Origin of the sequence: Rothia sp. LK2588, from assembly GCF_040946465.1 — a bacterium.
Lineage (GTDB): Bacteria > Actinomycetota > Actinomycetes > Actinomycetales > Micrococcaceae > Rothia.
Genome location: NZ_JAYWLS010000006.1, coordinates 1 through 18,006 on the forward strand (window position 1 = coordinate 1; position 18,006 = coordinate 18,006).

An 18,006-nucleotide genomic window follows, 5' to 3' on the forward strand; every position below is an offset into this window, starting at 1 on the left:
GATAAGGCCTGGAGCTAACGCTCCAGGCCTTATCTGTTTAACACGTCTTTCGGGCCCTTCATGAATTTGAAGTATTAGTTTCCTGGGAAAGCGTGTAGTTTCTCGCCTGGGTAGTCAACGCTCGACTAGGCTAGATAAGAAATCATCTAGTACGAGAAAGAGAGCACCCGTGGTAAAAAGCACCGCGTCCCACGATGCCCGCGAACGTGCGCGACAGGTAGCGTCCAAACAGGCTAAGAACACCAAAAAGGGTAGCGGCTGGATCAAAGCCACCGTTGCACTATTGGCCGTCGCCATTATTGCGATCGTTGCAACCGTCATCATCAACACCAACCGCAACAAGATCGACGATGCTGGTCCGATTCCTGAAAGCTCCAATGTCCACGGCGGTATCGTCATGGACAAGGCCGGGATCAAAAAGGGATCTTCCGATGAGCCCAGCCGTGACATCAACTCCCTGAAGTCGGCCACTGCGTCCCATACCGTTACTCAGGGTGCGCAGCAGACCCCGCTGCCCAACGGTATCGAACCGGCTCAACAGGCTAAGAAGAACGGCGAACCCGTCAAGCTCGTGATCTTCCAGGACTACAACTGCGTACACTGCGCTGAGTTCGAGCGTCAATACGGCGACTCCGTGCAGAAGCTGGTCAACGAAGGAAAGGTTACCCTCGAAATCCGTAACCTGACCTTCCTCGATGCCCAATCCCCAAACAAGTACTCGGCACGCACCGCCAACGCTGCCTACTCCGTGGCGAACCAGATCAGCACCGATCAGTTCCTGGAGTTTCAGAAGGAAATCTTCTCCCACCAGGGCCAGGGCGGTCTGAGCAACGATGAGATCATCGAGATTGCGAAGAAGCACGGTGCAGACATCTCCGAGGACATGAAGAACGACTCCTGGCGTTCGCTGGTCAACGTGGTGACCCAGGAATCCTCGCAGAACGGCATCTCCGGTACCCCGACCATCTTCGCAGACGGTCAGCAGTACACCACCACGGACTTCAACGCCTGGATCGACGAGATCATCAAGGCCAAGGAAAAGAAATAACCTCCGCAGGCAGGTTCACCACCTGCACCTAAGGAGAAATCCATCGAGGGGCGGTCTCATTCCCAGTAGGGGAGGTGACCTGCCCCTCGAGTCACGTCCGTAGCAGAGAAAAGAGAGTATGGCCACCCAACCCAGGATCACCACCCTGATCGACTGCGACCCCGGTATCGACGATCTCATGGCGTTGCTCTACGCCTATGCCCACCCGCAGGTGGATATCGCTGCATTGATAGCCACAGGCGGGAACGTTAGCACCGAACAGGTGGGCAGGAACCTCCGCGGTGCACTCGAACTGGTGGCACCCTTCCGTCCCGAAGCATCCGAAACCCCGTGGGTCCTCGGCGCCACCGTTCCGGTGGCTCAAGAACTGACCACTACCGAAGAGACGCACGGGCCGCTGGGGACGGGGTACGCGCGCCTACCTCACCAGGACGTCCCGACCGGCCGCGAAGAGGGCCGCGGCGTCCAGATGTGGGTGGAGGCCGCCCGACGTCACCCCGGTTCCCTGCACGCCATCGTCCTGGGGCCGCTGACCAACCTGGCACTGGCTCTCGAACTCGAACCAGAGCTGCCGCGTCTGCTGGCGAGCCTGCACATCATGGGCGGGGCATTGAACCACCGCGGCAACACCATGCCCACCACCGAGTGGAACATCCACTCCGACCCGGAGGCCGCCCAACGGGTCTTCGCCGCGTTCGACCGTGATGACGCAGAGTGCTTCCCCGTGCTCTGCCCCTTAGACCAGACGGAAAAGATGGTGCTGACCCCGCAGATCAGGCAATGCCTCACCGCCGGTCGCGAAGAGAGCGCACCGTTGGCCGCGCTGGACGACGCCCTGCAGTTCTACATGGAATTCCATGAGACCGACGGCCTCGGGTTCATCTCCCACGTGCACGACCCGTTCGTGACCGCCCTGGCGGTTAACGAGGCCCTCCGGTCTGCAGGGGAGGAAGACTGGGTTGAGCTAGGTCGCACCACCGCCACCGTCATCGACGTGGAAGTCACCGGTAAACTAACCAGGGGGCAGACCATTGCCGACTGGATCGGACGCTGGGGCCGCACGCCCAACGCGTACGCACTGACCGACGCCGACCCCCGTGCCTTTTTCAACCATTACATCAGCACCGTTCGCAGTGCTTTTGTATCTCATTAAGGAATAACTCATGCACACCACAACGCTACCCCCGTCTGGGCAGAGGTTTTCGCGCTCTCGCGGAAGCCTCGGTAAACACCCGATCGCGCCCCTGACGATGGGGCAACTACTCCTCAACATCGCCGGCGCACTCGTGATCGCCGGAACTTACGCGGCCACCGTTCTCGTGATCGGCCACGAACTCGGGGACGGCACGACCGTCTCCCTGCCGCTGGTCGGCGGCTACCTGCTCGGCGTGGTTCTCTTACTCGTCGGCAACCTCTCCCGCATTCCGCTCTCCGCTTTGGCGCTGATCCCCTTCGCTGCGGCCTTCAACATCGTGCTGGGCCAAGTGGTCGGCTTCTCTGGCATTCCGCTGTATCTGGACGCCGTCGCCACCGTTCTCGTGGCCTATCTGGCAGGGCCCGCCGCCGGCGTCCTCACCGGAGCCATCACCAATCTTGCCTGGGGTTTGACGATCAACCCCACCACCATTCCTTTCGCTGCCGGTGCGGCCGTGATCGGTCTGCTCGCCGGATACGCCGGACGCATGGGTCTGCTGGAACGAATTTGGACGGCGGTGCCCACCGGGTTCGTTGTCGGTGTGATCGCCGGGATGATCGGCGGGCCCATCGCCGCCTTCGTCTACGGCGGCGGGCTGGGCGTGGGTACCGGCTCCGTGGTCGCGCTCCTGCAGGCGGCCGGCCATTCTATGCTAGCCGCGACCACCCTTCAGGCGATGATGTCTGACCCGCTTGATAAGGCTATTACCTTCCTGTTGGTCTGGGCCATCGCACAGGCCATTCCCGCGCGTGTGAAGGAACAACTCAACACCCGATGACCCCATCCAGCAATGCTCGCCCCACTCGACGACCCGTCAATCCCAAAACCTGGTTAGTTCTCGGACTAAGCTTCTTCGTTCTTTCGCTCGTTCCCTTTCCGTTGCCATCGCGCATTGTCTTGCTGGCGGTGCAGGTGGCCCTGGTGCTCTGGGCAGTTCCACTGCGGCAGTTCATGTTTTTCGTAGTGTTCGGCATGGGCCCGGTGGCCGTCATGGCGTGGTTGATCCAGGCGATCAGCCGCGGTGGCGGTCACGTCTATGCCTCCTGGCACCCGATGCCGGGAATCGCGTTCGAGGTGACGAGCGAGGGTATCTACCACGGAGTGCTCATGGCGGTGCAGATCCTCAACTTCGGCAGTGCCTGTGCCCTGTTGTCGTTGCCGACTACCGCTGGTGGACTCCGCCGGGTCTTGCACGAATGGCACTTGCCGCCGCGTTTGATCTTTCTGATCGTCGCTTCGCTGAATGCCCCGCATCAGTTGGCGGCCTATGCCCAGATTGCGGTGGAGTCTGCGCGTGCCCGCGGGATGGCCGAGAACGGGTTCTGCCCCACAGTACGCCTGCGGGTGCGCACCATGGCCACGCTCTTCACCCTGGTGCTCTTGGAACACAATGACCGGGCCCTGAGTCTGGAGCAGCGGGCCATTGAATCACGGCGTTCGCGGATTTTTCTGTACGCCGACCCGGATTCATTCATGCAGCGCATGGTGCGGATCTTAGTGCCGCTCATCGCGCTGGGATTGACCTGGTACCAGTATGGAGGTGCGCTGTGAACAACAAGTTCATCACCATGGAACAGGTAGCCGAGCTCCGCGATGAGGTCGAGGTTCGCCTGTTGATCACCGGGCCGCGTAACAGCGGTAAGTCTCGGTTCGGTTTCGAGCTGGCACAGTCGTGGGGCGGATACTTTATCTCGGGAAATCCGCACGCGCAGATCAGTGCGTTGACCGAAACCGTGGGGGAGGAGCTGGCCCTCGGTCTAGAAACCGTGGCGGAGTCGCGGGAAGAACTCACCGGTTGGGTGAGTTCGGTGGCCGAAGCCTTTGGGCTGACGAACATTCTCGATCAGCACCCGTTGCGACTTTCGGGTGGGCAGACCCAAATGACGGTCTTGGCCTGTTACTCGACACTGCACAGCCCGGTGGTCGTCTTCGACGAGCCGCTGGCGCATCTGGATTCCGACGCCACCACGCGTCTGTTCCAGACCAGTTTCGAGTTCACCGGCAAATTCGCCTGGATCTCCACCCGTCCGGTGATCGGCGAAGTGGAGATGGCCACCCACATTCTCGACCTCTCCCAAGAAAAGACCGCATGGGAGCCACAGGTCTGGAACGTGATCGACCGTCACGAGTTGCAACTCCAGTTGCGTCCGCGGGTGTTGAAGCTGCGGGACGTGGCGCTCAATCCCGCAGCTATCCAACCGCGCTGGTGGGAGCTGTGGAGAACCCGCCAGCAGCGTCCGCCGGTGGCATCTGGTCTCAACGTGGACGTGCGCCCCGGCTCCGTGTATGCGCTGGTCGGTCCGAACGGGTCGGGCAAGACCACACTGCTGCGTACCGCGGCCGGGTTGATCCCGGCGCAGGAGGGCACGATCACGGTCGAGGGGATCCCGGTCGGGGAGCTGTCTCCCGAGCAACGCAACCGGTACGTGTCGATGGCCGCCCAGAACCCCGGGCACCACTTCTTGGCCTCTACCGTGGCCGGGGAGCTTGCGATCGGGGCCGCCCGCGACTGCTCGCCGGCTTTGAAGAAGCATCTGCTGGGCGCGGTGGGCCTGTGGGGCCGTGAACAGGTGCACCCGCAGGATCTTTCGCTGGTGGAACAGCACCTGTTAGTGTTGGTGACTGCTATCGCGGCGCGTCCTTCGGTGTTATTGCTGGACGAACCGACCGCGCGCGTGGACCAGGTGGGTCTGACCCAGGTGGTGCAGCTGCTCAAGGAGTTCACGCACGCCGGTGGCGCGGTGCTGGTGGCGACTCACGACCAGGAGTTCCTGGGTCGCATCGATCACCAGTTGCTGGACTTCGCCTACCCCCAGCTGTGGCCGCGCCAATAGTGCGATGACGCCTCGTTTCCGGTAGCATTGAACGAGTGCGTTTCGCACGCGCCTCCTTAGCTCAGCTGGCCAGAGCACCTGTCTTGTAAACAGGGGGTCACCGGTTCGAATCCGGTAGGGGGCTCTTTTTATAGAGATGATGCGCCGCGGGCCGCTCCGATTGATCGGGGCGGCCCGCGGCATTTTGGGTTATGGGTAAGGTCGTCTACATACCTCTGGAATAAGCGCACAAAAAAGTTGCGAAATTGGCCTGCGTGGGTTGATGTGGGTGTTGCACACCCCGTAAAGTGGTGAGGTGCTTAGGTATACCTAAGCTGAAACTAAGTGGGGCCGACCCCCTGAAGACACTGGAGATACACATGGTGACACTGTCCCGCGCTACCTTCCTCAAGACTGCCGCCGCAGCCGCCGCGGCGACCGTCCTCGCCGGTTGCTCGACCGGCCCCCAGGGCTCGAACTCGGCAGGCGATTCCTCGAGCTCCAACGCGTCCGGCTCCGGCGCGGAGAAGTACACCATCAAGCACAACTTCGGCGAGACCACCTTCGAGAAGGTCCCCGAAAAGATCGCCGTCGTGCAGTACTGGCAGAACCCCGACGCCTTGCTCGCCCTCGGCGTGGCACCGATCGGTGCACCCATCGTGGCCTGGGGCGGCAACGAGAACAAGTCCACCCCCTGGTTCGACGCCAAGCTCAACGAACTCGGCGCCAGGCAACCGACCCGCTACGACGAAACCGATGGCCCCAACTTCGAAGAGCTGGCCAAGCTCGGCCCCGATGCGATCTTTTGCCCCTACGGCGAGATGAGCAAAGAGACCTACGACAAGCTCAGCCAGATCGCACCCGTTGTACCCGCACCCGAGGGCGTGGGTTCATGGGCGGCCTCCTGGCAACAGACCACCGAAATGGCCGGCAAGATGCTGCGCAAGGAAGAAGAGGCCAAGAAGGTCATCGAAGACGTCGAGAAGCAGATCAAGGACGCCGCCGCCAAGCACTCCAACCTGGCCGGTGCCACCTTCCTGGCCGGCGCCTTCGACCTCAAGCAGAACTCCTTCGGCGCCTACACCTCGCAAGACACCCGCCCCCGCTTCTTCAGCCTGCTCGGCATGAAGCAGGCCGACTACGTCACCGAACACGAGGGCGATAAGAACACCTTCTTCATCAACATCTCCGCCGAGGTGCTGGACACCGTCAAGGCAGACGCCGTCTGGGCCTGGACCGACGCCACCGGCGACATCGAGAAGATCAAGTCCAACAAGCTCTTCTCATCCATGCCCGCGCTGAAGAACGACGCGGTGGTCTTTGAATCGAATAAGACCTTCGGCCTGGCTCTCTCCGCGGCCTCGCCGCTGTCGCTGCCGTGGGCCGTGAACGAAACCGACATCCTGGAGCAGGTCTCGCAGGCCGTCGAGAACTCGAAGCGGGCCTCCGCATAGTGCCGGCAACGGCTGCACCCACATCGACAGCAGCAACCCGACGCCGCACCCGAGCAGGTGCGGCGTCGGTCGCGCTCGTGGTCGTCCTGGTGCTCGCTGCGGTGGCGTCGTTGACCCTGGGCACCCGCCCGGTCGCCCTGGCCACCGCGCTGCAGCACTTCACTGGCGGTGATGTCGCACAGATGGACGCCGCCGTCCTCGACCAGCGCGCCGTGCGCACGCTGTGGGCGGCAACGATCGGTGCCGCGCTGGCGCTGGCCGGTGCAGGTATGCAGGGCGTCACCCGCAACCCCTTGGGAGACCCCGGCATCCTCGGCATCAACGCGGGTGCGGCCTGCGCGGTGGTCGTCGGCATTTCCTTCTTCGGGGTAGCCTCGGCCACCGGCTTCGCGGTGTTGGCGCTGTTCGGTGCGGGGTTGGCCTCGGTGCTCGTCTACGCTCTGGCCGCCATCGGCCGCGACGGCGCAACACCGGTGAAACTCGCGCTGATGGGCGCGGCGATCACCGCCGCGCTCGGCTCGTTCACCTCGGCGTTGATCCTGCAATTCAATGACGCCCTCGACTCCCTGCGCACCTGGCAGCTGGGAAGCGTGGCTGGCGCCAACATGGCCAACTATTTTCCCGGAGCGCTACTCATCGCCATCGGTGCCGCCATCCTCGTCGGGGGCGCACGCACCATCAACAACTTCGCGCTGGGCGACGACATGGCGACCGCGCTCGGTGAGAACGTCGCCCTCAAACGCTTCATCCTCTTCGTCGGCATCACCCTGCTGGCCGGCACGGCGACCTCCATGACCGGGCCCATTGCCTTTCTCGGGCTGATGGCCCCGCATGCGTTACGCACGCTGATCGGGCCCGACTACCGCAAGCTGATACCGCTCTCGGCCGTGCTGGGGGCCGCCCTGCTCATCATCGCCGACACCATCGGCCGCATCGTTCTGCCGCCCGAAGAGGTTCAGGTGGGCGTGATGATGGTGGTGATGGGCGTTCCTGCGTTCATCGCCATTGTGCGCTCGCACAAGGTGGTGGGCCTGTGAGCGCCGCGATTCAGAAACTTCAACACGTTCGCCGTGCTGAGCGGCGGCGTCCGCTGCTGGTGGTGGTAGCACTGCTACTGTCCCTGGTGGCGATCTTCGCGGTGCGCGTTCTGCTCGGCAGTTACACGGTGGCGATCCCCGATTTCTTCGCGATCCTCAACGGGCAGAGCATCCCCGGCGCCAGTGGCGCGCGGTTCATCGTGCTGACCGACAAACTGCCGCGGGCTGTGCTGGGAACCCTGGTCGGGCTGAGCTTCGGTGCTGCCGGGGCCATCTTCCAGTTGCTCTTCCGCAACCCGCTGGCATCCCCTGACATCATCGGCATCAGCACCGGTGCCTCCCTGGGTGCGGTGATCGGGATCGTGTTCTTCGGGGTCGGGGGCCTAGCGCTGTCGGGCTTCGCAGCCGCGGCTGCGTTGCTCGTCGCCGCCCTCATCATGGTGCTGGCCTCCGGGGGAGGCAACACCGGTGGGCGCTTCATCCTGATGGGTATCGGTGTGGCAGCGCTCGGTGCGGCACTGATCAATTACCTGCTGACCCGCATGGCGCTACCCAATGCGCAATCGGCGGCGCTGTGGCTCACCGGGTCGCTGGGGCCGGCGAACTGGGAACGCATCAGGCTGGTCGCCGTGGCGCTGGCGGTGCTCGCTCTCGCCGTGACCGCCATCTGTCGTCGGCTGCATCTGCTGGCCGTCGGTGATGAACTGGCCCACGGCCTCGGCCTGCCGGTGCGCGCCACTTACTGGGGTGGGTTGATCCTGGCGGTGCTGTTGACGGCTGTCGCTACCGCCGCGGCGGGGCCCATCGCGTTCGTGCCGCTGATCTCCGGACCGTTGGCCCGTGGCTTGCTCGGCGGGCGTCACAGCATTCTCGCCTCAGCGCTGGTCGGGGCGTGCATCGTGGTCGCGGCCGACTTTGTGGCCGCCAACTATCTGCCCGGTGGCAACCTGCCCGTCGGCGTGCTGACCGGCATGGTGGGCGCACCCGTCTTGATCTGGCTTCTGACTCGCTCGAGAAACGAGGGTCGATAAATGACTGCTTCTTCCCAACTGCGCGTGCGCAACGTCAACCTGGGGTACGGTTCGACGCCGGTGATCCGTGACCTCTCGCTAGACATTCCCGAAGGGCGCATCACGGCGATCATTGGTCCCAACGGGTGCGGCAAATCGACGCTCTTGCGCGGTATCGCCCGCCTTCTGAAACCTTCAGCGGGTTCCATCACCCTGGACGGCAACGACGTCTTCGGTTTTCGCGGCAAAGAATTCGCTCGCCGCGTGGGGCTCTTGCCGCAGAGCCCCGTGGCCCCCGAGGGCATCACCGTGGCAGACCTGGTATCTCGTGGACGCTTCCCCTACCAGGGCCTGTTTACCCGGGCGACCGCCGGGGACGACGAGGCCGTCGCCTGGGCCATGGAGGCCACCCACACCGTAGACCTGGCTGACCGCGTGGTCAGTGACCTCTCGGGCGGGCAACGTCAACGGGTGTGGATCGCGATGGCGCTAGCCCAACAGACCGACATCTTGTTGCTGGACGAGCCCACGACCTACCTCGACCTGGCGCACCAGGTGGAACTCTTGGATCTGCTGAGCGAACTTAACGAGACCCGTGGAACCACCATGGTCATGGTGTTGCACGAACTGAACCTGGCCGCGCGTGTGGCCGATCATCTGGTGGCGATGAAAGAGGGGCGCATCGCCGCCCAAGGGGAGGCCGCCACAGTGCTCACCTCCGACCATCTTCAGCAGGTCTTTGGGTTGCGTGCTGAGGTCTGCGATCCCCTGCGAGACGGCTCGTCGGTGATCGTGCCGCGTCCTCGATCGAAGGCCGCACCGAGCGGTGCGCAGGAGGTGACCGCCCATGATGCATAAACCCACCCGGCGTATGCCGGTCATCAATCAGTTTGGCCTGTTCCCCGTGCGGGTCAGTGGCGTGCGCAGGCTCTCCGAGCACTTCGTGCGTATATCACTGGCCGGTCCGTCGTTGCACCACGCTGTCAACGAGATCTCCGACGGCACCGGGGACACCGTTGACGCCTATATCAAGCTGTTCGTTCCTCCCTGCGGTGCCCCGGGTCCGGTGGATTTTCCCTTGAACGAGACCTGGCGCCATGACTTTATGGCGCGGGATGAGGCGGAACGGGGCGCGATGCGCACCTATACCGTGCGGAATTCCCGGCTGGTGCCGGAGTCCACGGTGGCGCCGCTGGACGTTGGGTTCCGCCCCAACGAGGCCGCCGACACCTCGGTGCTAGAACGGGTGCTGCCGGAGGGTCTCATCCCGGAGATCGACATCGATTTTGTGCTGCACGCCGACGCTTCGGGGCACATGGGGCCCGGAGCCAGTTGGGCGGCTGCGGCCCGCGAGGGGGACGCCATCTCGTTTCTTGCACCGTTGCGGGAGAACAACCTGTGGAGCTCCTATAACCCCGCCGAGGCGAAGCGGTTGATCGTGGCCGTCGACGAGACCGCGGTCCCGGCCGCGTTGTCGGTGGTACGTTCGCTCAGCCCCGGGGTGCGCGCCGACGTGCTCTTGGAGGTGCCGGGGGAGCGGGACGTCCTCGATGATGACGTCTGCCAGTTTAGCGAGGTGTTGGCGCACTTGCCCGAGGTGAGGGTGCACTGGTTGCCCCGCGGTTGCGACGGGTTTGCCCCCATCCGCGGGCAGCGCTTGCAACGGTGCCTGCGTGAGGTAATGGGCGTACCCCAACCGGAGGCTCTGCCGGTAGCCGGTTGTACCCCCGTTCAGGACGCCGGCGGCCGGCCTGACGAGGAGAGCGAGTTCGTGTGGGGTCTGGCCGCGAACCCGGGGGACACCTATGTGTTCATCGCGGGGGAATCGGCCATGATCAAGACGTTGCGCCGCATCTGCGTGAATGAGGCCGGGATCGATAAGTCGGCGATCTCATTCATGGGGTACTTCAAGAGCGGTCGGGCCGAAAGCTGAGGGTGAGCGGGGTTAAGCCGTTAAAGTCACATCACAAAATACATCGGTGTAATTACACATTGGGCACGCCGATCCCGCAACGGTGAGAGAGATCATTAAACATCCACTACATCGCCGAGATCACAAGGGAGACGTGGCATTTTCTGATAAACTAGTAGTCGGTTTTGCGTTCAGGCGGCCTCGCGCGTGTTAATCTCTAGACCCTCCATGTTGAAGGGGTCTGCCCTTAATTCGCGCGGTTTTAGGTTGCGTGAAAGCCTGTATTTACCTAGTATTTAAGGCTGTCGCATTGGTGGCAACACCTCTCGACACTTTAATATTCACCGTTATCCCGAGGCGGGGATTTTGCTTGGTCTCTCACCCGAGCACTGTCCTAAACACTCTAGCCCGGCGAATAACCCGGTGCTCTACCTTAAGGTGACGGGACGCAAGCCGCTTGTGAATACAACAAGTGTGCACCCACTGCGCACCGTCATTTCGTCAACTAATGGAGGAGAAAACTATGGCAGCGATCTGCCAGGTGACCGGAGCTGTTCCCGGCTTTGGACACAGCATTTCCCACTCGCACCGTCGCACCAAGCGTCGCTTCGATATCAACATCCAGAAGAAGAAGTACTACGTACCTTCGTTGCGTCGCAACGTCACCCTGACCGTGTCTGCTAAGGGCATCAAGGTCATCGACGCACGCGGTATCGATGCAGTAGTAGCTGAAATCATCGCACGCGGGGAGAAGATCTAATCAATGGCTGCAAAGACTAAGGACGTTCGTCCTATCATCAAGCTCAAGTCCACTGCGGGCACCGGTTACACCTACGTGACCCGCAAGAACCGCCGCAACAACCCCGACCGTATGACTCTGAAGAAGTACGATCCCGTTGTTCGCAAGCACGTAGATTTCCGAGAGGAGCGATAAGACGATGGCAAAGAAGTCGAAGATCGCTCGTAACGAGCAGCGCAAAGAGATCGTTGCACGCTACGCAGAAAAGCGCCTGGCGCTGAAGAAGACCCTGGTCGACGAAAACGCTTCCCCGGAGGAGCGCGAAGCAGCCCGCGTTGGTCTGCAGAAGCTGCCCCGTGACGCTTCCCCGATCCGTGTTCGCAACCGCGACCAGATCGACGGCCGCCCCCGCGGTACCTTCCAGAAGTTCGGCATTTCCCGCGTTCGCTTCCGTCAGATGGCGCACCGCGGCGAGTTGCCCGGCATCACCAAGTCCAGCTGGTAAGGTTTGGCTAGAACAGTAAGCCTTGTAAAATAGGTTACTGACCTAGATATCAACATAAGTCTCAGGAGGGGCAACTATGGCTAAGAATCGTAGCGAACTCGTCGCAGAGGTAGCAGAGAAGGCTGGCACCAGCCAGGCCGCAGTGAACGGTGTGCTTGACGCACTGTTCCAGGTTTTCGAATCGTCTGTTTCCAAGGGCGAGAAGATCACCATCCCCGGTTGGATGGCAATCGAGCGCACCGACCGTGCAGCACGCACCGGTCGTAACCCGCAGACCGGCGAGACCATTCAGATCCCGGCTGGCCACGGTGTGAAGCTCACCGCTGGTTCGAAGCTGAAGGCTGCAGTCTCCAAGAAGTAAGACCTGTGTAGGCCTCTTACAAAAAGACCGTCTCGAAAGAGGCGGTCTTTTTGTATGCCCACGTCTCGTTGTTTCCGCCCCGGACGCCCGGTGCGCACCGACCCCGAGAGCCGGTAGAATGAAAATGATCTAGCCACACTCATCACGGAAAGGACCTCAGTGCCATGACCGGTACCGCCGCCCTTTCCGTTTCGACGCGCTCCGACCGCGTCACTCGTGGCTGGGCCGTGGCGCTGTCGTCGACGACGCTGGCGGCGGCGTCCCACGGAATAGCCGGCGGGCACCTGCCGCACCCGATCCTGTGGGCGCTGTGTACCGCGTTGGCGGCACTGGTGTGCATCGCCATGCCCGCGCAGCGTCTGCCCCGTTTCGCGCTGGCGGTATCCGTTTTAAGCGCCCAGGGGCTCTTTCACTTTCTCTATGGCCAGGTGGGGGCCACCGCACATATTTCCGCATCCCACGCCGCCCACGCGGTGCACGGGGGCTTGCCCCCGGCCGGTGAGTCGGTAGCGGCGGCAAGCGCACACGGTAGCCACGCCCAACCGTTGATGCTGATCCTGCACGTGCTGGCGGCTGTCGTGGCCTATTGGCTGATCCGGCACGGGGAGAGCACCGCCGCGCGGGCGCTCCACGCGCTGACCCTGGCCGCCACCCGCATCCTGCGCCTGAGCACCGTGGTGCCGTTGAACGTGCCTCGGCTCAAGCTCACCCACCGCGCGCCCGGTTTTGCCCTCAAGACCTTCCACGCGCTCATCCGTCCTTGCCGGGGTCCACCCCAGTTTGTTCAGCTTTCGATTTCCATCTGATATATCCGTAGGTCATACATCCCTCGGGTCACTCCACGAGCGGGCCGCACAGCGCCCGTAGCTAGCAAACTTATTTAAGGACATCACAATGCAGAAGAACCGTTCCGCGTTCACCCGTACCCTCGTCAAGGGAGCCTCCATCGCCGCGGCCACCGCAGGCCTGGCCGTGCTCGGCCTCAACCCCGCCCTCGCGCACGACGAGCTGGTTTCGACCAACCCCGCCCAGAACGAGCAGCTCACCGAAGCGCCGCAGAAGATCACCATGAAGTTCTCCGGCGACATCACCAACGTTGCCGGCGCCAACCAGGTACAGGTCAAGGACTCATCGGGTAAGGACGTCACCCGCGGTGAGGCAAAGATCGACGGCACCACCGTCACCCAGCCGATCACCGGAAACGGCTCCCAGGACGAGACCTACACCGTCACCTGGCGCGTGGTCTCCTCGGACGGCCACCCGATCCAGGGCGACTTCCCCGTGGTCGTCGGTCAGGGCAAGGGAGAGTCGACGCCGGTCTCCACCGATGAACCCCACGATCACGACCACAGCCACGAGGCAAACGCTGCCGGTCACGATCAGGACTCCCAGAAGTCTGAGGCGCAGGCACAGAACAACGACCAGCAACAGGGTGGGGAAAACACCGGTTTGAAGCTGGGTCTGTTCGGCCTGGCCAGCCTGGCGGTCATCGCCTCGGTCGTGGCAGTGCTGTTGAAGAAGCGCCCCAAGAATTACGACTAAACCAGCATCACGACTAAGCAAGAACCACGGTTCTGCAGACACCATGACTGTGCCAGTAGCACGGTTCTGAACCGCTTCTAAAAATCACGCTTTGTGGCAGTTGACTGCCTACACCGCTCGCCGCAGGGTGAGCGGTGTATACCCCGTTTAAGGAAAACTTTCATGAAAACACGTTTCAAGTGTCTCTGTGCACTCTCCGCCCTGGCCGTCGTGACCCTTACCGGGTGCGCGGGCAACACCAACGAAACCCCCGAAAAAGCCGACGCCTCCAGCTCTGCCTCGTCCACCGAGAACCAAGCGAAGCTGACCGTCAGCGAACCGTGGGCGAAGGCCTCCGAAGGTGACATGACCGCAGTCTTCGGTACGGTTAAAAACACTGGGGATACCCCGGTGACGATCGTCGAGGCGACCAGCTCGGCAACCGGTGCGGGTGACACCCAGTTGCATACCACCCAGATGGACTCCTCGGGTGCTTCGAGCATGAAGCAGACCGATAAGTTCACCATCGAACCGGGGCAGTCCCTGGAACTCAAGCCCGGCGCCGACCACATCATGCTCATGAAGCTCACCTGTTCGATGCCGGCGGGCACCACGGTGCACATGGGGCTGAAGACCGACTCCGGTGAGGAGATCAAGTTCGACGCCGAGGCCCGTGACTACAGCGGTGCCCAGGAGAAGTACGCGCCGGGGCATAGTGCCTCGGCCTCCCCGGAACACCAGCAGGAACACGGCCAGCATGAGCACAACCAGCACGAGTTGGCGCAATGCGGTCACTAGGTAACCCCAGCCGCCGCACCGTGGTGGCGGGTCTCGCAGGCGCCGGCGCGATGGGCGTCGGCGCCGGCGTGGCCGGTACCTTAGGCGCACAACAGATAGCCGCGGCTGATACCCCGGAACCACAGGACGCCGCCCCCGCGCTAGCCACCGCGAAGGTCGGTTTCTTCGGCCATCGCCAGGCAGGGATAGACACCGCACCGCCCGCCTTCGGCTCCTTCATCGGTTTCAACCTGGCCCAGGACGCCACCAAGAATTCCCTGCAGCGTTTGCTACGGATCATCACCTCCGATGCCGCGAAACTGACGCAGGGGCAGGGCCCGATCGTGGACCAAGAACCGGAGCTCGCCGAGATTCCCGCCAGCCTCACCGTGACCGTCGGCTTCGGCGAGAAGATCTTCGAGCTGACGAACCCGGCCAAGAAACCGAGCTGGCTCAAACCCCTCCCGGCCTTCGAGAAGATCGACCGGTTGGAGGAGAAATGGGGTTCGGCCGATCTGCTCGTGCAGCTGTGTTGCGACGACAGGCTGACGCTGGCCCACGCCCAGCGCATGCTCCTCAAAGACATGCGTAGTTTCGGGACGGTGGCCTGGGTGCAAGACGGTTTCCGCAGGGCCTTTGGTTCCCAACCGGCCGGCCAGACCCAGCGCAACCTGTTCGGACAGGTCGATGGCACCGTGAACCCCTCGAACGAGGACGGCACCATGGACCAGTTCGTCTGGGGCGAGCACGAGGATCTGCAACCGTGGGAACCCGGGGGCACCTCCCTGGTGTTGCGACGGATTCACATGAATCTGGACGCCTGGGATCGCGCGGATCGGCCCGCCCGTGAGGACGCCGTGGGTCGCCGTCTCGATACCGGGGCACCGCTGACCGGTCATCAGGAATCGGACGTCGCGGACTTCTCCGCCACTGACGGGCGAGGTTTCACGGTGGTGGCCCCCTACGCGCACATCCGCCGCGCCGCCGCCCAAACCCCGGTGGAGCGTTTCCTGCGGCGTCCTTATAACTACGACCTCCCGGTGTTCGACGCCGCGGGGTTGGCGGAAGAAGGCGCTGCCGGTGGGGGAGTGTCCAATGCGGGCCTACTTTTCGCGGCCTATCAGGCCGACCCGGTAAAACAGTTTGTACCGGTGCAGAAGCGACTGGCCGAATTGGATATGCTCAACACGTGGACCACGCCGATCGGATCGGCCGTCTTCGCGATTCCCGCCGGGTGCTCGCCCGAGGGTTTCATCGGAGACAGCCTCTTCGCCGAGTCGACGCAACGCCACAGTTAGACACAGCTACTGGAAGTGATCATGACTTCACGAACCGAATCCCAGCACCACACCACCTCCGGCACAACTGCCGCGGGCCCCGCGAAACCTGGGCGAACCCGTCCCACCGGCGGGGCAGGCGAGCGCCCCGTCTCCTCGGACGGGCACGGTCTGCACCGCGGGTGGATCTGGGCGTTGCCGGCCGCGGCGCTGGTGTTTCTGCTCGGGTCGTTATGGATCACCGGCGCTAACGCCGCCACCGACTTGGTAGACTCCGGCGCTTTCGTGCGCTGGGGTCTGCCGGTGGCGAAGGTGGTCAACAACCTGGCAATGGTTACCACCATGGGCGGTCTGCTATTCGCGATCGGTATCGTGCCCCGCTTCGCCGATTCGGCACACGGACGCGACCGAACGAATATGGCGCACAAGTACTCGCGGCAACAGCGGGAAGAGAACCTGAACCGGCAGGAATACCCGCCTTTTGCGGCCGTGCTCAACCTGGCGTCCGCGGCGGCGGTGACCTGGACGCTCGCCGCGCTGGCGGTGCTCGTGCTGACCTACGCCGATATCTCTGGCCGCGGCATCACCAGCTCCAACGAATACACCGCGGAACTCATCAGCTACATCACCACCATCGATGCCGGTAAGGAGCAGGCGACCACCGTGATTGTGGCGGCGATCGTGGCTTCCTTGGCGTTCGGTGTGCGCTCGCTGATGGGGTTGTTCATGACCCTGGGCATCTCTCTGATCGGCATCGTCGATATGGCCCTGGCGGGGCACTCCTCGGGCGGTAACGACCACATGGGCGCGGTCAACTCGCTGGGTCTGCACCTGCTGGGTATCTCGCTGTGGTGCGGTGGTCTGATCGCGTTGACCTATATTTCCCGCGCGATTTCCGCTCCGGACGCCGGTCACGGCACCCTCGTGCAGGGCAGCCGCGGGCAGACCGTGGCACAGCGGCAGGCTCCGATGGGCGTGGCGGTCTTGCGCCGCTACTCGGCCTTGGCGCTCGGCGGGTTCATTCTGGTGACGCTCTCGGGCGTGATCAACACCTTCACGCGGTTGAATCATGCGGGGGAGCTGTTCACCACCACCTACGGCCAGCTGGCCCTGGCTAAGCTGGCGTTCACCCTGATCCTCGGCGGTATCGGCGCCGCCCATCGACTGCGGTTGATCCCGGCCATGAGCAGCGGCAAGGTCTCGGGGGCGCGTGCGGTGTGGACCGCCATCGCCGTGGAGCTGATGCTCATGGGCGCGACCGCTGGCCTGGCGACCTCCCTGGCGCGTACCGCCCCGCCCGTCCCGGAGACCCTGCCCTCGGATGCCCCGCCGGTACGCATCATCACCTGGTACGACATGCCGCCCGAACCCCACGTGGTCGAGTGGTTTACGCAGTGGCGTTTCGACTGGTTCTGGGTTGCGTTCTGCGTGTTCGTTGCCTACCTCTACCTGTGGGCGTTCATCAAGGTCCGCCGCGCCGGCGGTAGCTGGCCGGTGATGCGCCTGGTCTCGTGGCTGGTAGGCCTGGGACTGTTGACTTACGTGACCAGCGGTGCGTTGGCGGTCTATGGCCGCGTGTTGTTCTCGGCGCACATGGTCGAGCATATGTCGTTGACAATGATCGTGCCGGTGTTCTTGGTGCTGGGTGCGCCGATCACGCTCTTCCTCAAGGCTCTCGAACCGCGCCAGGACGGCACCCGCGGCCCGCGCGAGTGGATTCTGCGGATCGTGCACTCGGGGTGGTCGAAGGTCATCACCCACCCGATCTTCGCGGCGGTCAACTTCGCCGGTTCGATCGTGGTCGTGTACTTCACGCCGATGCTGAACTTTATTCTGAAGTATCACGTCGGGCACGAGTTCATGATCGTGCACTTCTTGATGACCGGGTACATTTTCTCGCTGGTGCTCATCGGCATCGACCCGATCCCGTACCGACCGATGTACCCGATCCGTCTGATTTTGTTGCTGGCCACCCTGGGTTACCACGCGTTTGTGGGTATCGCGATGATGAACATGACCTCGCTGCTGGCGGCGTCCTGGTTCGGCAACATCGGCCGCCCCTGGGGACTGTCGGCCATCGAAGATCAGCAGCTTGGCGGCTCGCTGATGTGGGGCATCGGTGAGTTGCCCACCATGATCCTGGCGGTGGCCGTAGGCGTGCAGTGGGCGATGAACGATAAGAAGGTGCAGAAGCGCGAGGACCGCCAGGCCGATCGCGACGGGGACGCCGAGCTCAACGCCTACAACGAGATGTTCGAGCAGCTCGCCGAGAAGGATCGGCGACGCTAAACGACGCAGGTCTGCGGGTAGGGTAGCGGGGGGGGGGGGGGGGGGGGGGGGGGGGGGGGGGCCCCCCC

The 18,006-nt window shown here is 63.1% G+C and carries 19 protein-coding genes and 1 tRNA gene; all 20 read left to right on the plus strand.

Annotation, left to right across the window (positions count from 1 at the left end; genetic code table 11):
• The first annotated feature begins 169 nt into the window (after positions 1 to 169).
• The 20 genes from VVR12_RS10435 to VVR12_RS10530 all read left to right on the plus strand — a co-directional run bounded on the left by VVR12_RS10435 (position 170) and on the right by VVR12_RS10530 (position 17,938).
• Positions 170 to 1,048: a DsbA family protein gene (locus tag VVR12_RS10435; RefSeq protein WP_368551224.1), complete on the plus strand. Its 879-nt coding sequence runs from the start codon at positions 170 to 172 to the stop codon at positions 1,046 to 1,048.
• Between the two features lie 118 nt (positions 1,049 to 1,166).
• Entirely contained in the window at positions 1,167 to 2,201 is a 1,035-nt protein-coding gene (locus tag VVR12_RS10440) for a nucleoside hydrolase (RefSeq protein ID WP_368551225.1), read from the plus strand.
• Between the two features lie 10 nt (positions 2,202 to 2,211).
• Positions 2,212 to 3,021 carry an ECF transporter S component gene (locus tag VVR12_RS10445; RefSeq protein ID WP_368551226.1) on the plus strand — a complete coding sequence of 270 codons (810 nt, stop codon included), beginning with the start codon at positions 2,212 to 2,214 and terminating at the stop codon, positions 3,019 to 3,021.
• Positions 3,018 to 3,794 (plus strand): energy-coupling factor transporter transmembrane protein EcfT, encoded by a 777-nt coding sequence (locus VVR12_RS10450; RefSeq protein WP_368551227.1) that lies wholly within the window; start codon positions 3,018 to 3,020, stop codon positions 3,792 to 3,794. Before VVR12_RS10445 ends, VVR12_RS10450 begins: the two co-directional genes overlap by 4 nt.
• Positions 3,791 to 5,077, plus strand: coding sequence for an ATP-binding cassette domain-containing protein (locus VVR12_RS10455; RefSeq protein ID WP_368551229.1), 1,287 nt, complete (start codon positions 3,791 to 3,793; stop codon positions 5,075 to 5,077). Before VVR12_RS10450 ends, VVR12_RS10455 begins: the two co-directional genes overlap by 4 nt.
• Positions 5,078 to 5,127: 50 nt before the next feature.
• Positions 5,128 to 5,201, plus strand: a tRNA-Thr gene (locus VVR12_RS10460).
• Between the two features lie 235 nt (positions 5,202 to 5,436).
• Positions 5,437 to 6,510 (plus strand): ABC transporter substrate-binding protein, encoded by a 1,074-nt coding sequence (locus VVR12_RS10465; RefSeq protein WP_368551230.1) that lies wholly within the window; start codon positions 5,437 to 5,439, stop codon positions 6,508 to 6,510.
• On the plus strand, positions 6,510 to 7,547 hold the full coding sequence (locus VVR12_RS10470; RefSeq protein WP_368551231.1) for a FecCD family ABC transporter permease: 1,038 nt from the start codon (positions 6,510 to 6,512) through the stop codon (positions 7,545 to 7,547). Before VVR12_RS10465 ends, VVR12_RS10470 begins: the two co-directional genes overlap by 1 nt.
• Entirely contained in the window at positions 7,544 to 8,578 is a 1,035-nt protein-coding gene (locus VVR12_RS10475) for a FecCD family ABC transporter permease (protein WP_368551232.1), read from the plus strand. Before VVR12_RS10470 ends, VVR12_RS10475 begins: the two co-directional genes overlap by 4 nt.
• Positions 8,579 to 9,415 (plus strand): ABC transporter ATP-binding protein, encoded by an 837-nt coding sequence (locus VVR12_RS10480; RefSeq protein ID WP_368551233.1) that lies wholly within the window; start codon positions 8,579 to 8,581, stop codon positions 9,413 to 9,415.
• Positions 9,405 to 10,490, plus strand: coding sequence for a siderophore-interacting protein (locus VVR12_RS10485; protein WP_368551234.1), 1,086 nt, complete (start codon positions 9,405 to 9,407; stop codon positions 10,488 to 10,490). Before VVR12_RS10480 ends, VVR12_RS10485 begins: the two co-directional genes overlap by 11 nt.
• Positions 10,491 to 10,992: 502 nt before the next feature.
• Positions 10,993 to 11,229 (plus strand): 50S ribosomal protein L28, encoded by a 237-nt coding sequence (gene rpmB / locus VVR12_RS10490; protein ID WP_368551235.1) that lies wholly within the window; start codon positions 10,993 to 10,995, stop codon positions 11,227 to 11,229.
• Between the two features lie 3 nt (positions 11,230 to 11,232).
• A complete protein-coding gene (gene rpmG, locus VVR12_RS10495; protein ID WP_368551236.1) occupies positions 11,233 to 11,403 on the plus strand; it encodes a 50S ribosomal protein L33 in 171 nt (56 codons plus the stop codon).
• A 4-nt stretch (positions 11,404 to 11,407) separates the two neighbouring features.
• The gene (rpsN, locus tag VVR12_RS10500; RefSeq protein WP_368551237.1) at positions 11,408 to 11,713 is read left to right on the plus strand and encodes a 30S ribosomal protein S14; all 306 of its coding nucleotides are present in this window, start codon (positions 11,408 to 11,410) and stop codon (positions 11,711 to 11,713) included.
• A 76-nt stretch (positions 11,714 to 11,789) separates the two neighbouring features.
• Positions 11,790 to 12,074: an HU family DNA-binding protein gene (locus VVR12_RS10505; protein ID WP_368551238.1), complete on the plus strand. Its 285-nt coding sequence runs from the start codon at positions 11,790 to 11,792 to the stop codon at positions 12,072 to 12,074.
• Positions 12,075 to 12,238: 164 nt separating this feature from the next.
• On the plus strand, positions 12,239 to 12,880 hold the full coding sequence (locus VVR12_RS10510) for a hypothetical protein (RefSeq protein WP_368551239.1): 642 nt from the start codon (positions 12,239 to 12,241) through the stop codon (positions 12,878 to 12,880).
• Between the two features lie 88 nt (positions 12,881 to 12,968).
• A complete protein-coding gene (locus VVR12_RS10515) occupies positions 12,969 to 13,616 on the plus strand; it encodes a copper resistance protein CopC (RefSeq protein WP_368551240.1) in 648 nt (215 codons plus the stop codon).
• A gap of 162 nt (positions 13,617 to 13,778) precedes the next feature.
• A complete protein-coding gene (locus VVR12_RS10520) occupies positions 13,779 to 14,393 on the plus strand; it encodes a copper chaperone PCu(A)C (protein ID WP_368551241.1) in 615 nt (204 codons plus the stop codon).
• Positions 14,381 to 15,670, plus strand: a complete 1,290-nt coding sequence (locus VVR12_RS10525) for a Dyp-type peroxidase (RefSeq protein ID WP_368551242.1) — start codon at positions 14,381 to 14,383, stop codon at positions 15,668 to 15,670. Before VVR12_RS10520 ends, VVR12_RS10525 begins: the two co-directional genes overlap by 13 nt.
• A 21-nt stretch (positions 15,671 to 15,691) precedes the next feature.
• A complete protein-coding gene (locus VVR12_RS10530; RefSeq protein WP_368551243.1) occupies positions 15,692 to 17,938 on the plus strand; it encodes a cytochrome c oxidase assembly protein in 2,247 nt (748 codons plus the stop codon).
• Positions 17,939 to 18,006: the final 68 nt, after the last annotated feature.

What these genes read in the sequence shown, in the direction of transcription:
- VVR12_RS10440 (WP_368551225.1), top strand. Translation starts at nt 1,167, where the DNA reads ATGGCCACCCAACCCAGGATCACCACCCTGATCGACTGCGACCCCGGT.
- VVR12_RS10445 (WP_368551226.1), top strand. Translation starts at nt 2,212, where the DNA reads ATGCACACCACAACGCTACCCCCGTCTGGGCAGAGGTTTTCGCGCTCT.
- VVR12_RS10450 (WP_368551227.1), top strand. Translation starts at nt 3,018, where the DNA reads ATGACCCCATCCAGCAATGCTCGCCCCACTCGACGACCCGTCAATCCC.
- VVR12_RS10465 (WP_368551230.1), top strand. Translation starts at nt 5,437, where the DNA reads ATGGTGACACTGTCCCGCGCTACCTTCCTCAAGACTGCCGCCGCAGCC.
- VVR12_RS10480 (WP_368551233.1), top strand. Translation starts at nt 8,579, where the DNA reads ATGACTGCTTCTTCCCAACTGCGCGTGCGCAACGTCAACCTGGGGTAC.
- VVR12_RS10485 (WP_368551234.1), top strand. Translation starts at nt 9,405, where the DNA reads ATGATGCATAAACCCACCCGGCGTATGCCGGTCATCAATCAGTTTGGC.
- rpmB (WP_368551235.1), top strand. Translation starts at nt 10,993, where the DNA reads ATGGCAGCGATCTGCCAGGTGACCGGAGCTGTTCCCGGCTTTGGACAC.
- rpmG (WP_368551236.1), top strand. Translation starts at nt 11,233, where the DNA reads ATGGCTGCAAAGACTAAGGACGTTCGTCCTATCATCAAGCTCAAGTCC.
- rpsN (WP_368551237.1), top strand. Translation starts at nt 11,408, where the DNA reads ATGGCAAAGAAGTCGAAGATCGCTCGTAACGAGCAGCGCAAAGAGATC.
- VVR12_RS10505 (WP_368551238.1), top strand. Translation starts at nt 11,790, where the DNA reads ATGGCTAAGAATCGTAGCGAACTCGTCGCAGAGGTAGCAGAGAAGGCT.
- VVR12_RS10510 (WP_368551239.1), top strand. Translation starts at nt 12,239, where the DNA reads ATGACCGGTACCGCCGCCCTTTCCGTTTCGACGCGCTCCGACCGCGTC.
- VVR12_RS10515 (WP_368551240.1), top strand. Translation starts at nt 12,969, where the DNA reads ATGCAGAAGAACCGTTCCGCGTTCACCCGTACCCTCGTCAAGGGAGCC.
- VVR12_RS10520 (WP_368551241.1), top strand. Translation starts at nt 13,779, where the DNA reads ATGAAAACACGTTTCAAGTGTCTCTGTGCACTCTCCGCCCTGGCCGTC.
- VVR12_RS10525 (WP_368551242.1), top strand. Translation starts at nt 14,381, where the DNA reads ATGCGGTCACTAGGTAACCCCAGCCGCCGCACCGTGGTGGCGGGTCTC.
- VVR12_RS10530 (WP_368551243.1), top strand. Translation starts at nt 15,692, where the DNA reads ATGACTTCACGAACCGAATCCCAGCACCACACCACCTCCGGCACAACT.